Origin of the sequence: Cohnella herbarum (assembly GCF_012849095.1) — a bacterium.
Lineage (GTDB): Bacteria > Bacillota > Bacilli > Paenibacillales > Paenibacillaceae > Cohnella > Cohnella herbarum.
The window spans coordinates 7010317-7023884 of the sequence record NZ_CP051680.1 but is presented as its reverse complement, the minus strand read 5'-3'; the positions used below and the strand labels follow the sequence as shown (position 1 = coordinate 7023884).

Below are 13568 nucleotides of genomic sequence, written 5' to 3'. Positions count from 1 at the left end.
CCTCCCTTGAATACAAACGATAATCAGCTTCAGCCCGTTTCTCTCAAACGTTCGACGATGCTTTGTTTTTTGGATTTATGAAAGGCGATTAGCGGAACGAGCCAGCAAGCCGCCAAAATGAGCACAAAAGAAATGGTCAACGGAACGGTAGGGAAAGTGTAGATCGCGTAATCCGCCTCTTGGCTGAATAATTGGAATGCGCCATAGCTGATTAACGTGCCCAGAGACGAGATCAGCAACAGAGATATGACCGCATAGCCGGTCCCTTCCAGTAACAGCAGCTTGCGAAGCTGCTTGCGCGTCATGCCGATGCTTTCCATCACGGCGAATTCCTGCCTGCGGACGATGATGCTCGTGAACATCGTGCTGACGAAATTCAAGATTCCGATACACGCGAGGATTAAGGAGATGGCGCCGCCTAGAATAAATAGAGCGATTTTGGCGGATTCCATCTGTTCTATCCAATCCAGCTTCGAAGACAGCTTCAGCTCCCGGTCGCCGGAAAGCAGCTGCTCAAGCTGCTCTTGAATGCGAGCATGGAATTTCTCGTCGGCTTGAACGGCTAACCGATAAGCGGTCGGCTCATGACCCAGCCATTGCTCCATCGCCTGCTTGCTTAGATAGACATTAGGCCCGAAGCTTCCGAAAGGAATCTGATACTGCGGAGGCACAGCTCCTCCGTTCTCGAAATCCCGTTCCGCCGAACTTTCGGGATCGCCTAACGTGAACTTGTCTCCGAGCTTCACGTCGGACGAATTCATCAACGCGATCTCGCCCTTTTCGAATTTTGCGACATCGATCGGCATTTTGGATTCCTTGTTTAACTCCTCGATATATCGGTCGTCCAAGCCGATCGCGAAGCCGCCGAACCCCTGTCGATTTTTGGATAGCTCCTCGTCGGAAGGCCGATCGAATCCGCTGCGCTTGGCGAATTCGTCCATATACTTACCGAATACTTCCGGCGAATAAGGGATATAAGTTCTCTCCACGTAGGTAGCTCTAACGTCCGTGACGCCTTCCAAGTCGCGAATCTTTTGTATGAGCTCTTCCGTTATATTTTGAACGGGGTTACCCTCGTATCCGAAGCCGATCGTCGAATTTTCGATGTCGAAGTCGTTGTCGACGTACGTGTCTACGAAGTTATCCGTGTTCATGCTAAGAACGAGCGTATTTACGGTCAAGAAGGTGGTCATCCCCAGGAAAAGCGATAGGAACACGGTCGCGGCCCGTTTTTTGTCGCGGAACAGGTTCCGCAATGCCATCCGATGCAGCTTGGCTCCGCCTTTGCTCCGTTTTTTGGACCCTCTCACAAATTTCGACGCCTCGATTGGAGAGATTCGACCCGCGATCTTGGCGGGTTTGCGACTTCCCGCCATCGTCGTCAGCCAAGCGAATAGCGCGGCCCCTACGAAAATCACCGGGTTAAACGAAATTTCCACACCGGTTTCTAAACTGAACGTTGCGAGCGCAAGCGGTACGGCGACGAATGAAGTCGCCGCGCCTACAATGAGCCCGATCGGAATACCGATCCAAGTCAATCGATTGGCTTGGCCTCGAACCATTCTCTTGATCTGTTTCTGCGTGGCGCCGATCGTCTTAAGCAATCCGTATTGCTTCGTATCCGTAGATACGGATACGTACAGTACGTTGTAGATCAGCAAGTATCCGCTGAACATCACGAAAGCGATAATGCCCGCCATTCCGACAGACGTCGAGGTGGAATCCCCGGAATTCCTGTCTCCTCCGAAACGATTAAGAGACTGATTTTCTCCCAGCGCCAACTTCTGTTCCAATTTTTCAATCGATTGGTCGATGTCTTTATCGCTCTTGAATATAACGGAAGCAACAGAACCGACTTCTTTATTATCCGCAGCGATTTCTTTCGCGAATGCCTCGGAGACGAGAATTTTGCCTTCTCTGCCCGCTAGGTGCGGATAATCGGTATACCAACCGCTCAGAATAAACGATGATTTGCGCTCAACGAGTGTGTCTGAGCCCTCGGGATAGGTGGCATAGGTCAACGGAATCGTCATGCCGACTTTCGGTTCTTTGATACCAAGCTCATCCAAAATCCAAGTCGGAACGACGACTTCGTTCTTTTCCTTAGGATAGCCGTTCGTCTTACTGCCTAGCAAGGGCGCCTTCATGCGCTCCCACTCCGTCTTATCATACCAACTTAAGTTTGCCTTCTGATCTTTCGAGCCGGCTTGCGGAATCCACTTCGCGACCGGGGTTTCCACTCCGACGTCGCTAATCTCCTCTGATTCCCTTAACTTCGCGAGTTGATCGGCGGTCGGATTCAGCAGTCCCGCGTGCGCTTCCGTACCGATCATTTTTTGCGCTTGCGTATCGAACGATTTCACGTAGCTCATGCCGATGCTGAAGACGGAAGTAATCAACCAAGTGGTCAAAATAATGGCGAGAACGACGTAACGATTTCTTGAGCGGTTGGCCTTAAGGCTATTACGGATGAGCTTGTCCATCGCGGCCTTGTTCTTGTTAGGGAACATCATGACGTTGTCCCCCCGACGATCTTGCCGTCTCCGATGCGGATGACGGAATCGGCGAGCTGCGCTATCTCCTCGCTATGAGTGATCATAACGATCGTCTGATTGAATTGCTTGCTCGTCACCTTAAGCAATCCGATGACCTCTTGACTCGTCTTGCTATCCAAATTACCGGTAGGCTCGTCCGCCAAAATAATCGAAGGCTTCGTGGCGAGCGCTCTGGCGATGGCGACGCGTTGTTGTTGCCCGCCGGACAGTTGACTCGGCAAGCTATTTAATTTCGTCGCTAGTCCCAGCGTTTTGACGATATGCTCCACGTACGTCTTGTCGATAACGTTCCCGTCGAGTTCGATCGGCAACACGATATTTTCATATACGTTCAAGATCGGCACAAGATTGTATTGCTGGAACACGAAGCCGATCTTCCGCCTGCGGAATATAGTCAACTCGTCGTCGTTCATCTCGAACAACGATTTTCCGCCCACGATGACTTGTCCGCTCGTAGCCCGATCCAACCCGCCCAACATATGAAGCAAAGTCGATTTCCCGCTCCCCGAGCTGCCGACGATCGCGACGAACTCGCCTTCCCGCACCTCCAGCGTTACTCCGTCGAGCGCTTTGACGAGATTAGGCTCCCGTCCGTATACCTTTGTCAAATCGACCGTTTGTAATAATGTGGTCATATGATTTCAGCTCCTGCTTGTAATTTTTGATTACACTCCGAATTATATCCGCGACTTCTTACATTCTCGTGACGTTCGGAAAATGCGAGAGTAGATAAGTTCGAAGGTTAATTTGACCTAGATGGATATTAAGCATAGAGGGTGCTGGAGCGTAAGGGTACGGGCGGGCTTAGTGAGAACCGCGGGGTGAGAGCATTGGCCGACGTTTGCGGGAATTCATGGGAGCGCGGGTTGAGGGCATTTGCCGACGTTGGAGCGGCGGGGTGAGAGCTTGGGCTGACGTTTGCGTGGAATTTATTGGACAGTCCGTGCACGCCCGCGCCGAACAGGAATACCAGGTCGTCTCTGCGCGGAATGCCCGGATTGGGTTTTTCCCGAGTTAGGCGGTTTTTCAGCCCATTTGGGCTTAGCGACAGTCTGTTTGATCCAAGTTAGGCGGGTTTTCCGCATATCTGGACTCAGCGGTAGCCCGTACGGTCCAAGTTAGGCGGTTTTACGGCTTATCTGGAATCCGCAGCAGCTGGTTAGTCAAAGTTAGGCGGTTTCTCAGCCTATCTGGACTCAGCAATGGTCTGTTCGAGCGGTCTATTTGGTCCGATTCCGAGGAAACGTGTGCTGCAAGCCGCTGCGAGCGGTCTAATTCGTCCAAGTTAGATGGTTTTCCACGTACCTGTTCTCCGCAGCTGCAAGAAGATACCTTTTATTGAATCGGAGAGGTCGGCTTAGGACGGAACGCCGTAGGCGAAGTACCCGTCCAACGGCGGAACTGCCGAGAGAAATGGTACACGGAGTGAAAACCGAGCCGTTCGGAGATGGCCTGAACGGACAGATCCGTGTTGACGAGCAATCGCTTCGCTTCGTTCAGCTTCATTTGGCTGACGTATTGGCGCGGAGATATTCCGTATATTTTGGTGAATATTTTGCAGCATTGGCTGAGGCTAATATTCAGTTCATTCGCGATCGCGGTGATCTTATCGTCGCGGAACAGATTGTCATGAAGCCGGGCTTCGATACGGTGGGCCAAATCCGTTTCTCCGATGGTCATTTCCTTATAAGCAACCTGTTCGCTCCCTAGATCCGGTAATCCCAGAAGCTCTTGAATAATCAGCAATAAATATGCCTGCAAGGCTAGATGTTCCGGGAGAAGAGTTTCTTCCGTCCGTTCACCGCCCAAGACCGAAATCTCTTCCGTCCTTTTTCCACCGGTGTTTGAGTCCCCGTCCGATCCCCTCTCCAACAATGCCGTGCACAACAGCTTATCGATTTCCCCCATGTACGAAGGAAGCCGGGTCCGTTCCGCAACCGAGCTCGCAATCAGAATATAATTGTTCGTGCTCAATTGTCTTCTCATCTGTCGCGAGTCCAAATCGAAGTGCACGTTGAAGAAGGCGCTGTGAGCGCTCGAGGTCGTCAACAGGTTATGTTGCATGCCGGATTTGATGAGCAGCCAATCCCCGGGTCGTACATAGACTGTATCCGAACCGATTTTTTCGCGAATTTCCCCCGCAACGCAGTGAACGAGCTCGAATAAAGAGTGATGATGCAAAGGATACTCGTACCCGAACGGTTTAACCAAAAAAGTACATCCGACGATTTGCAGCGTCTGGGTGACATTCTGAAATTGCACGTTAATATCCATATTTCCGGCTCCCTAGCACTCATCGGATCGAATTTTGATTCAGTATAGCATTACTCTCCCGCTTCGCAACAGAAAATTTGGTTAAAAAGCTTCTCGATTTGTCGATTGTCTGCCCTCTCCCCGCTTCCTACAATAAGAGAAAGACTTATTTCGCTTATTACTGGGGAGGGTTCATGATGGGGAAGTTTGAATTACAAGGAAATCGGTTCATATGGAACGGACAACCTATTCGAATCTTGGCGGGCGCGATACATTATTTCCGCATCGTACCGGAGTACTGGCAAGACCGGCTGCTTAAGCTGAAAGCTTGCGGTTTCAACACCGTTGAAACTTACGTGCCTTGGAATATGCACGAGCCGACGGAAGGCCGCTTTGAATTCGGAGGAATGGCCGATCTCGTTCGATTCGTCGAAACGGCCGGGGAGCTGGGTCTGCACGTCATCGTACGGCCAAGCCCGTACATCTGCGCAGAGTGGGAGTTCGGGGGCTTGCCGGCATGGTTGCTCAATTACCCCGATATTCGCTTGCGTTGCAACGATTCCGTCTACCTTGAGAAAGTGGACGCCTATTACGACGTGCTGCTTCCTAAGCTAGTTCCTTTGTTATGCACGAACGGCGGTCCGATCATCGCCATGCAGATCGAGAACGAGTATGGCAGCTACGGCAACGACAAAGCGTACCTGACTCACCTAAAGGAAGGCATGATCCGCAGAGGAATCGATGTGCTGCTATTCACGTCGGACGGCCCGGAAGACGATATGTTGCAAGGGGGAACGCTTCCGGATGTGCTCGCGACGGTAAATTTCGGATCGCGGGCGAACGAAGCTTTCGCCAAGTTGCAGGAGTATCAGCCTGACGGTCCGCTCATGTGCATGGAGTTCTGGAACGGTTGGTTCGATCATTGGATGAAACCTCATCATACCCGCGACGCGGAATCGGTCGCCGAGACGCTCCGGGAAATGATGGACGCCGGCGCATCCTTGAACTTCTACATGTTCCACGGAGGCACGAACTTCGGCTTCTGGAACGGGGCCAACTATGGCGATCGGTACGAGCCGACGATTACGAGCTACGACTACGATTCACCGCTTAGCGAATGCGGCGACACGAACGAGAAATACGATAAGGTTCGGGCGATTCTAAGCGAATACTCGAACGAACCGCCTATCCCCGTGCCGCCTTCGTTGCCTAAACGCGCTTACGGAACGGTTGAGCTTACGGAGCAAGCTCCCTTGTTCGGCAATCTCGAACGCTTATCGCGGCCCGTTCAACGCGTAACGCCCGAACCGATGGAACGGCTTGGACAGTACGAAGGCTTTATCGTTTACAGGACCCGTATCTCCGGTCCGCGCACGCAGGGTAAGCTTACGATTCAAGACGTTCGGGACAGGGCTATCGTGTACGTGGACGGATCGTTTGTCGGCGTCTCCGAGCGATGGGACCCGCAAACATTCATGCTGGATATTCCAGAGGAGGGCGCCGTACTCGAAATCTTGGTGGAAAATATGGGACGGATCAATTACGGACCCCAGCTTAAGGATCATAAAGGAATTACGGAAGGCGTACGAATGAACAATCAATTCCAATACGATTGGACGATTCATACGCTGCCGCTTAACGATTTGAGCGGATTAACTTTTGCGGATGCCAACCAACAGCCTTTAGCCATGCCGACATTCTATCGTGGAACACTGGAGATTACGGGTGAGTGCGCCGACACTTTCCTAAAGACGGAAGGCTGGACCAAAGGCAACGTCTGGATTAACGGTTTCCATCTCGGACGTTACTGGGAGCGCGGTCCGCAGCAGACGTTATACGTTCCGGCCCCGCTCCTGAAGCAAGGGGATAACGAAGTAGTCCTATTCGAACTGCACGGCGCTAAGCGTCCGATCATCGAGTTTCTTGACCGTCCGATATTAGGAGATTAACGCGAAATAAGGGAAGAGCGGGCATATGCCAAGGAGGGCACGGTTAACCATCTCCGACGGTTTTCCGGATATCGGGATGATTTGACCACTAGTGCACCTCCTCCCGCCGTTTTTTCACTCTAACGGAAATCACAGCCCTTATTTTGCTTAAAAGAGCACTTTTCATAATCCAAGGGAAGTGAGAGCCCTTATTTTAGTATTTTTCAATAAAAATAGCCCATTGAGCTTAAATAGCGGCGCTCACATCCGTTACATTTTCAAAACACTTGTTATCGACCACATAACGTCCGTGACTTCCGTTAGAACAGTTTACTGCTCGAAGCAAGTCTACTGCGCTTGCCCTGAGTACCCAAACTCAAGACTACTTGATACCTCCGCCTTGCTCTCCCTGCTCTTCCTACTTGCTGCCATCGCGGCCTCAATCCCATGTTTAATCGAACCTAGTCATATACTCCGAAGGGGTTGCACCGTAAACCTTCTTGAACATTCTGCTGAAGTAAAGTTGATCATCGAATCCTACCAGAGAGGAAATCTGCTGGATGTTGAGATGCGTATTTTTCATCAAGTCGCATGCCTTCTGCAATCTGAACTTGATAATATATTGCAGCGGGGTCGTGTCCGTAATCGACTTAAACAAGGTCGTATACCTGTCCGGGCTAAGGTGTGCGAGTTCGGCCAAGTCTGCCACGTACAGATCCTTCGTATAATGATCGTGTATATATTTGATCGATTCGTAGATTTCTCCCCGTTTGTCGACCTTGATGCCAGAAGATCCCCGTTCGATCCGTCTGGAAAGCAGAGCGAGAAGGTAGGCCAACAACGAAGCCGAAGCCAACTCGAAGCCCGCTTTCTTATCGCGTAATTCATTCATAATATTTTCGAACACCGTTGCGATTTCGTTGTGTACTCCGGCAAAATAAGGAACCTCGCCGGACAATTTGGCGTTACGCAAAATCTCTTCGGCACCGTATCCCGTAAAATGCACCCAATAGGATAAAAACTTCCGCTCGGAAGCATGACCGTAGTACTGCTCTTCCTGCGGGCGATAGACAAACAGACTTCCCGGTTGCAACATATGCTCCCGTCCCCCCATCCGAACGGTCATTGGTCCATAGTAATTATAACCAAGGTAAAAGTCCTTACGTCCCGCTTTCCTATGGCTCATTTTAAAGTAGGACTCGTACTCGTAATAACCTGCCGAATTCACGAGAAGGTAAGCACTCTGATCAAGGATTCCCTGATCATCCTCATCCGGTACCCGATACAAGCTTGAATAGATCATCTCGTCACCGCCATATACGTGAAATGTCCATATAATCAAGGAATTCGTATATACAGTTTAGAGGATGCGGGATCTATAATTCAAGTATTATCATATTTAATAAGCTGGGGGAATCGCCTTGAATATTTCGTTGGGACTAGAGCATGAAAGCTATAAACACGTACATGGAGCGTTAAATAAATTCACTCTCCCTTTCGACGAGAACAAAGAAATTTCCCTCGTCTGCGGAAGAAACGACCGGGCGGCGGTCCAGCTTCTGATCCACTCCGATAGGGAAATGTTAGTCTGCGTGAACGAAGATCCCGCTTTCTACGAAAGAGGTCCAATCGACATCGTCAGGGTGAACGCCGAAATTCCCGGCCTTCGGGCAAGCAGCGTTAAAGCTACATTGATCGGACTCGTCGAGGACGACGACCGCCAATTGAAATCCGATATTTTGCTGCGGCAGCCTTTTATCCATGTGGAGGCAGGACGCGTACAGCCGGTATGGATCGAAATCGAGATCGGCAAAGACGCCGATCCCGGCGCGTATACGCCGCGAATTTCCGTCTTCGGACACCGTCTCTTCGAGGACGAATCCTTAGTTCGCGAACTCTCCTTCAACGTTCAAGTCGTGAACGCTACGCTTAAGGATGCCGGAGATTACGCTTTCCACCTGGATTTGTGGCAGCATAATTCCAACATCGCGAGAAAGTACGACCTGGAGCTCTGGAGCGACGAGCATTTCGCGGTCATCGATCCCTATCTCGCCTCCTTGGCCGATCTCGGTCAGAAATCGCTCAGCATCGTCGCTTCCGAAATTCCTTGGTCGGGCCAATCGTCCGCCTATGACCGAATCGATCCCGCCAATCTGTTCGAGTACAACATCGTTCGGACGACGCGGCTCGCGAACGGACAATGGGTTTTCGATTTCGATGCGCTGAACCGCTACGTGAAGATGGGCATGAAACACGGAATTTCTCAAGAGATCGAAGTGTTCGGCCTAATCAATATCTGGGTTCTTCCGGATGCCGGACTCGGAGCGGTGCTCGAAGATTATAACGACGCCGTGCGGATCCGATACTGGGACGAGAGCAGCCGCTCCTTCAAATACATGACGCATAAGCGGGATTTCGTCCAATACGTACAGGCTCTCGAGAGCAATTTCATCGAGATGGGCTGGATCGACATCGTCAGGGTCACCGCGGACGAGCCGTCCGACTTGGCTCTTTTTACGGAACGTCTCGACGAATTGAAGAAAATGGGGCCATCCTTCAAATATAAGGCCGCCATTAACCATGCCGAATTCATCGAACAAGGAATCGAAGGCATGATGGACTACGTTCCGATCTTGAACTGCATCGCCGCGGAGTCCGAGAAGATCGCCAGCCTCAAGAAAGAGATCAAAGGTTACATGACCTACTACGTCTGCTGCGGACCGGATCTCCCGAATACGTTTATCCGCTCCCACCTGCTCGAATCGCGGCTGATCCCTTGGCTTGCATATTACATGAACATGGACGGCTTCCTGAGGTGGAACTATACCGTATGGCCGAACGATCCGCTGAACAAAATCTCCTACCACTATCCGTACTTCCCGGCGGGCGACACCAACTTCGTCTATCCCGGCCGGGACGGCAAGCCGATGCTGACGCTCAGGTACAAGCTGCTGCAAAAAGGGATTCGCGATTACGAGATTATCCGCGATTACGTCGAACAAGGCGGGGACCGGGAAGAGGTCGTTCGGAGGATGGAGAAAGTGTTCCTGTGGAAAGACATAGGCGAGCTACATCCGGACGCCAGAAGAAAAAGAGAGGAGCTGTTCTCGCTGACCGACTCGGACTATGAGGAGATCATTGCGGGCATTCTCCAAGAAATAGAGAAATAAGCTTAGCGGCTAACATCCATAAAACAAAGGCATGACGCCAGGGAGGCTTCCCCGAACGTCATGCCTTTTATGTTTATTTCGCGACCGTTGGCGCCTTAATCGGCTTGACTTGATTAAACGATTTATACGTATAGGCCATATCCGATTTTACCGTGACTCCATCCGCTCCCGCTTCCATGGACATCGTTACTTTTTTCGGAAGCCACGTTTTGCCGTCTACCGTATATTTGATATTCAGCTTTTTGATGTTCACGTCTACCGCGGTTGTACTCTCGAAAAGCTCCGAATATTTCTTCGGATTTACGGTCATCGTAATTTCCTGATCGTTGCCGACCTTCTTCACGCCGATCTTGTCGAAAGCGTTCAGCATCGACTTATCGAACATCAGGTCCGCTTGAGTATCTTCGGACAGCGCCCCCGTGAGATCGGATGCCGTCCAATCGGCCGAGCCTGGTAACTTAACATACACCTTGTTGTCCACTTGTATGATCGAGGTGTCCGTTTTCTGCCCGGCTACGGTCATGGTAGTCGTCATTTTGAAGGCCATCTTCGGCAGCAAAATATGTTCACCTGTCGATTTCGATTGGATCTTTTCGCCGTTCGTCGTGATGTTCGCGGTCGCATCGTAAGCAAAGCTCTTTACTTTCGTAAACGCGGCCATCGTCTTGCCGAGCGCTTTTTCCCCTTCGCTAACCTTCTGAACCGCAATCGTCTTCTCCGCCCCGGCCGCGAACGCGGCCCCGGTTCCAAGCAGGCCGAAGCTAAGAGCGAGCGTCATGCCGAGCTTGGCGAACCGTTTTATTCCGTTTTTCATGTTTCCCCATCCGTTTCTATCATAAATTTTCCCAACCTCCTTTAGAATACGGAAATTCTTAGGGGACCAACAGGTACTAAAGTAGTGATCGGACCCAATCTAGATCGTTGATCCCGACTTCGTAACATTCCGTTCACGGTCCGTTCATATTGCCTCGATAAATTGGGAGGGATAAATCCAAAACAGGGAGAGTTCATGCATGATCGTTTACAGCAAGTGGTTAATTCGCGTTGCGGCCATATATTCTTTAATCGGAGCGTTGATCGGATCGGACATGGCCGGGAGAGAAGACTACGCGATGATTCCCGTGCACGCCCACATTCTGGTCGTCGGGTGGCTCACCTTATTCGCATATGGCATGTTTTATTATGTATTCAAAGAAATCAGCATGGTGCGAACGGCCAAGCTGCAAGCATGGACCAGCTTGATCGGCGGCGGACTTATGCCGTTCGGCATGCTGTTGTACTACAAATCGGAGAATACGGCGACGCTGTTAGCGTTCATTATTCCCGCATCGATATTGCTTCTCGCTATCGCGCTGTTTATCGTCATCTTGTTCTTCGACAAGAAGCTGTTTGCCCGGAAATAGCATATATTCGCGGAACCCTTTTCCCGACGGCGCATACGACTTCGTAAGGAATGGTTTCAATCGATCGCGCGACATCGCCGACGGATAACTCTCGACCTTCCGAGACGCCGAATATCGTCGCTTCGTCCCCGATGCGGACTCCGGGAATATCGGTCACGTCGATCATCGTTTGATCCATGCAAATCGTGCCGACGATCGGAGCTTGTCTGCCTCCGATCAAGACGGAGCCGTTGTTCGACATCCGTCTGGACAATCCGTCCGCGTACCCGATGGGGAGTGTAGCGATCACGCTGTCGCCCTCCGTCCGATATCGGCATCCATAACCGACGGCCGTCCCTATCGGAACGTATTTCAACGCGGATACGCGCGTTCTTAAGCTCATCGCTTGCTTGAATCGGTCGGTCGCCTTGCCGGAAGGCAATAACCCGTAAATAACGATGCCCGCTCTGACCATATCCAGGTGCATTTCCGGGAAATTCAACGTTGCCGCGCTATTGCAACAATGCTTCAAGGAGAAGCGGATATTCCTCCGTTCGAGTTCCGCGATAATCGCGATAAAACCGTCGAATTGAGCCCGCGTATACGAGTCGTCTGCCCTATTGTCGGCATCCGCGAAATGAGTGAAGATGCCTTCCAACTCGATGTTACCGCTAGCCATGGCTAACGATGCGAGCCGATAGGCATCGTCTGCCGTAGCTACGCCGAGCCGGGTCATCCCGGTATCGACCTTCAGGTGAATCCGGGCTTTGCGACCGAGTCTATTACAGCAAACAGCAATGGCGTTTATCGCTTCCTCCGAGAATACCGTTATCGCGATATCGTTGCGTATGGCTTCTTCCACCGCTCTGGGAGGCGTGTAACCCAATAGCAGAATCGGTCGGGTGATGCCCGCATGGACCAATGCGAGCGCCTCGTCCAAGAAAGCGACTCCGAGATCGCTCGCGCCGGCGTCAACAGCCGCTTGGGCAACTTCGACGGCGCCGTGCCCGTATCCGTCCGCCTTGACGACCGCCATCAGCCGGCACGGTTCCCGGAGCATGGATTTGACCGTGCTAATGTTATGGCGTATGTCGTCTAGAGAAACTTCGGCCCATGTATCCCGGTAACTATGCATCGTCATTCGTTAACTCTGGCTGCCCGCAAGTTCCAACGCGTTATCGCACGATAGATATTCGTACCCAAGAGCCGCGGCTACCGCTTCGTAAGTCACCCGTCCCCCGGCAACGTTAACTCCCCGCTTAAGAGCCGGATTGTCTTCGGCCGCTTGCCTCCATCCTTTATTGGCCATTTGCACGGCATAAGGAACGGTCGCGTTCGTTAAGGCGATCGTCGACGTTCTCGGAACGGCTCCCGGCATATTCGCTACCGCGTAATGAACGACGTCGTGTTTCCTGTAAGTCGGATCGTCATGGGTCGTTATTCTATCGACCGTCTCGAATATGCCGCCTTGATCGATCGCGACGTCCACGATAACAGATCCCGGCTTCATCGCTGCAACCACTCGTTCCGTGACCAGCCTAGGCGCCTTCGCACCCGGGATCAGCACCGCTCCGATGACCAAATCCGATTCCGCCACCGCTTCGGCGATATTCATCGGATTGGAGATCAGAGTCGTTAGCGCGCTTCCGAAAATATCGTCCAGTTGCCGAAGGCGGTCCGCGCTAAGATCGATGATCGTGACGTCCGCTCCGAGACCGACGGCGATTTTCGCGGCGTTCGTACCGACAACCCCGCCTCCGATGATCGTCACTTTCCCTCGTTTAACCCCCGGTACCCCGCCGAGTAGAATGCCTTTTCCTCCATGAGGCCTTTCCAGCAACTGAGCCCCGATCTGAACGGACATCCGGCCCGCCACTTCGCTCATCGGAGTCAGCAGCGGAAGGGCCCGATTCGCTTCCACCGTTTCGTACGCGATAGCCGTTACCCCGTTATCCGAGAGAGCCCTTGCCAGTTCGGGCTCCGCCGCGAGATGCAAATACGTGAACAAGATCAACCCTGGACGAAAGTAACGATATTCGGAGGGCAACGGTTCCTTTACTTTCATAACCATCCCCGCTGCCGCCCACAATTGTTCGGCGTCGCGTGCCAATTCGGCCCCGGCATTCCTATACTCTTCGTCCGTAAATCCGCTAGCGAGTCCGGCTCCTATCTCCACCAACACTTGATGCCCATTGCTTACTAGCGTAACGACGCCTGCAGGCGTCATCGCCACGCGGCTTTCGTTGTTCTTGATTTCTTTCGGCACACCGATCAGCATGG

The 13568-nt window shown here is 51.9% G+C and carries 10 protein-coding genes; 3 read left to right on the top strand and 7 right to left on the bottom strand.

The window, feature by feature from the left end:
• Positions 1 to 29: 29 nt before the first annotated feature.
• The 3 genes from HH215_RS29535 to HH215_RS29525 all read right to left on the bottom strand — a co-directional run bounded on the left by HH215_RS29535 (position 30) and on the right by HH215_RS29525 (position 4829).
• Positions 30 to 2513, bottom strand: coding sequence for an ABC transporter permease (locus HH215_RS29535; RefSeq protein ID WP_169283153.1), 2484 nt, complete (start codon positions 2511 to 2513; stop codon positions 30 to 32).
• Positions 2510 to 3190, bottom strand: a complete 681-nt coding sequence (locus HH215_RS29530) for an ABC transporter ATP-binding protein (protein WP_169283152.1) — start codon at positions 3188 to 3190, stop codon at positions 2510 to 2512. Before HH215_RS29530 ends, HH215_RS29535 begins: the two co-directional genes overlap by 4 nt.
• A 700-nt stretch (positions 3191 to 3890) precedes the next feature.
• Positions 3891 to 4829: an AraC family transcriptional regulator gene (locus tag HH215_RS29525; protein ID WP_169283151.1), complete on the bottom strand. Its 939-nt coding sequence runs from the start codon at positions 4827 to 4829 to the stop codon at positions 3891 to 3893.
• Between the two features lie 176 nt (positions 4830 to 5005).
• On the opposite strand from HH215_RS29525, the gene HH215_RS29520 reads away from it, so the two are divergent.
• Entirely contained in the window at positions 5006 to 6757 is a 1752-nt protein-coding gene (locus tag HH215_RS29520) for a glycoside hydrolase family 35 protein (RefSeq protein WP_169284639.1), read from the top strand.
• Positions 6758 to 7187: 430 nt separating this feature from the next.
• On the opposite strand, the gene HH215_RS29515 is transcribed toward HH215_RS29520, so the two are convergent.
• Positions 7188 to 8039, bottom strand: coding sequence for a helix-turn-helix transcriptional regulator (locus HH215_RS29515; protein ID WP_169283150.1), 852 nt, complete (start codon positions 8037 to 8039; stop codon positions 7188 to 7190).
• Positions 8040 to 8157: 118 nt separating this feature from the next.
• Here HH215_RS29515 and HH215_RS29510 point away from each other — a divergent pair, with 118 nt between their 5' ends.
• Positions 8158 to 9906, top strand: a complete 1749-nt coding sequence (locus HH215_RS29510) for a DUF4091 domain-containing protein (RefSeq protein WP_169283149.1) — start codon at positions 8158 to 8160, stop codon at positions 9904 to 9906.
• Positions 9907 to 9979: 73 nt separating this feature from the next.
• On the opposite strand, the gene HH215_RS29505 is transcribed toward HH215_RS29510, so the two are convergent.
• Positions 9980 to 10720, bottom strand: coding sequence for a DUF6612 family protein (locus HH215_RS29505; RefSeq protein ID WP_169283148.1), 741 nt, complete (start codon positions 10718 to 10720; stop codon positions 9980 to 9982).
• A gap of 199 nt (positions 10721 to 10919) precedes the next feature.
• Here HH215_RS29505 and HH215_RS29500 point away from each other — a divergent pair, with 199 nt between their 5' ends.
• The gene (locus HH215_RS29500; RefSeq protein ID WP_169283147.1) at positions 10920 to 11309 is read left to right on the top strand and encodes a hypothetical protein; all 390 of its coding nucleotides are present in this window, start codon (positions 10920 to 10922) and stop codon (positions 11307 to 11309) included.
• Here the strand turns inward: HH215_RS29500 and alr are convergent.
• Positions 11269 to 12429 (bottom strand): alanine racemase, encoded by a 1161-nt coding sequence (alr, locus tag HH215_RS29495; RefSeq protein WP_169283146.1) that lies wholly within the window; start codon positions 12427 to 12429, stop codon positions 11269 to 11271. The two genes, HH215_RS29500 and alr, sit on opposite strands and share 41 nt — an antisense overlap.
• Positions 12430 to 12432: 3 nt before the next feature.
• The gene (gene ald, locus HH215_RS29490) at positions 12433 to 13566 is read right to left on the bottom strand and encodes an alanine dehydrogenase (RefSeq protein WP_169283145.1); all 1134 of its coding nucleotides are present in this window, start codon (positions 13564 to 13566) and stop codon (positions 12433 to 12435) included.
• Positions 13567 to 13568: the final 2 nt, after the last annotated feature.

What these genes read in the sequence shown, in the direction of transcription:
- HH215_RS29535 (WP_169283153.1), bottom strand. Translation starts at nt 2,513, where the DNA reads ATGATGTTCCCTAACAAGAACAAGGCCGCGATGGACAAGCTCATCCGT.
- HH215_RS29530 (WP_169283152.1), bottom strand. Translation starts at nt 3,190, where the DNA reads ATGACCACATTATTACAAACGGTCGATTTGACAAAGGTATACGGACGG.
- HH215_RS29525 (WP_169283151.1), bottom strand. Translation starts at nt 4,829, where the DNA reads ATGGATATTAACGTGCAATTTCAGAATGTCACCCAGACGCTGCAAATC.
- HH215_RS29520 (WP_169284639.1), top strand. Translation starts at nt 5,006, where the DNA reads ATGGGGAAGTTTGAATTACAAGGAAATCGGTTCATATGGAACGGACAA.
- HH215_RS29515 (WP_169283150.1), bottom strand. Translation starts at nt 8,039, where the DNA reads ATGATCTATTCAAGCTTGTATCGGGTACCGGATGAGGATGATCAGGGA.
- HH215_RS29505 (WP_169283148.1), bottom strand. Translation starts at nt 10,720, where the DNA reads ATGAAAAACGGAATAAAACGGTTCGCCAAGCTCGGCATGACGCTCGCT.
- HH215_RS29500 (WP_169283147.1), top strand. Translation starts at nt 10,920, where the DNA reads ATGATCGTTTACAGCAAGTGGTTAATTCGCGTTGCGGCCATATATTCT.
- alr (WP_169283146.1), bottom strand. Translation starts at nt 12,429, where the DNA reads ATGACGATGCATAGTTACCGGGATACATGGGCCGAAGTTTCTCTAGAC.
- ald (WP_169283145.1), bottom strand. Translation starts at nt 13,566, where the DNA reads ATGCTGATCGGTGTGCCGAAAGAAATCAAGAACAACGAAAGCCGCGTG.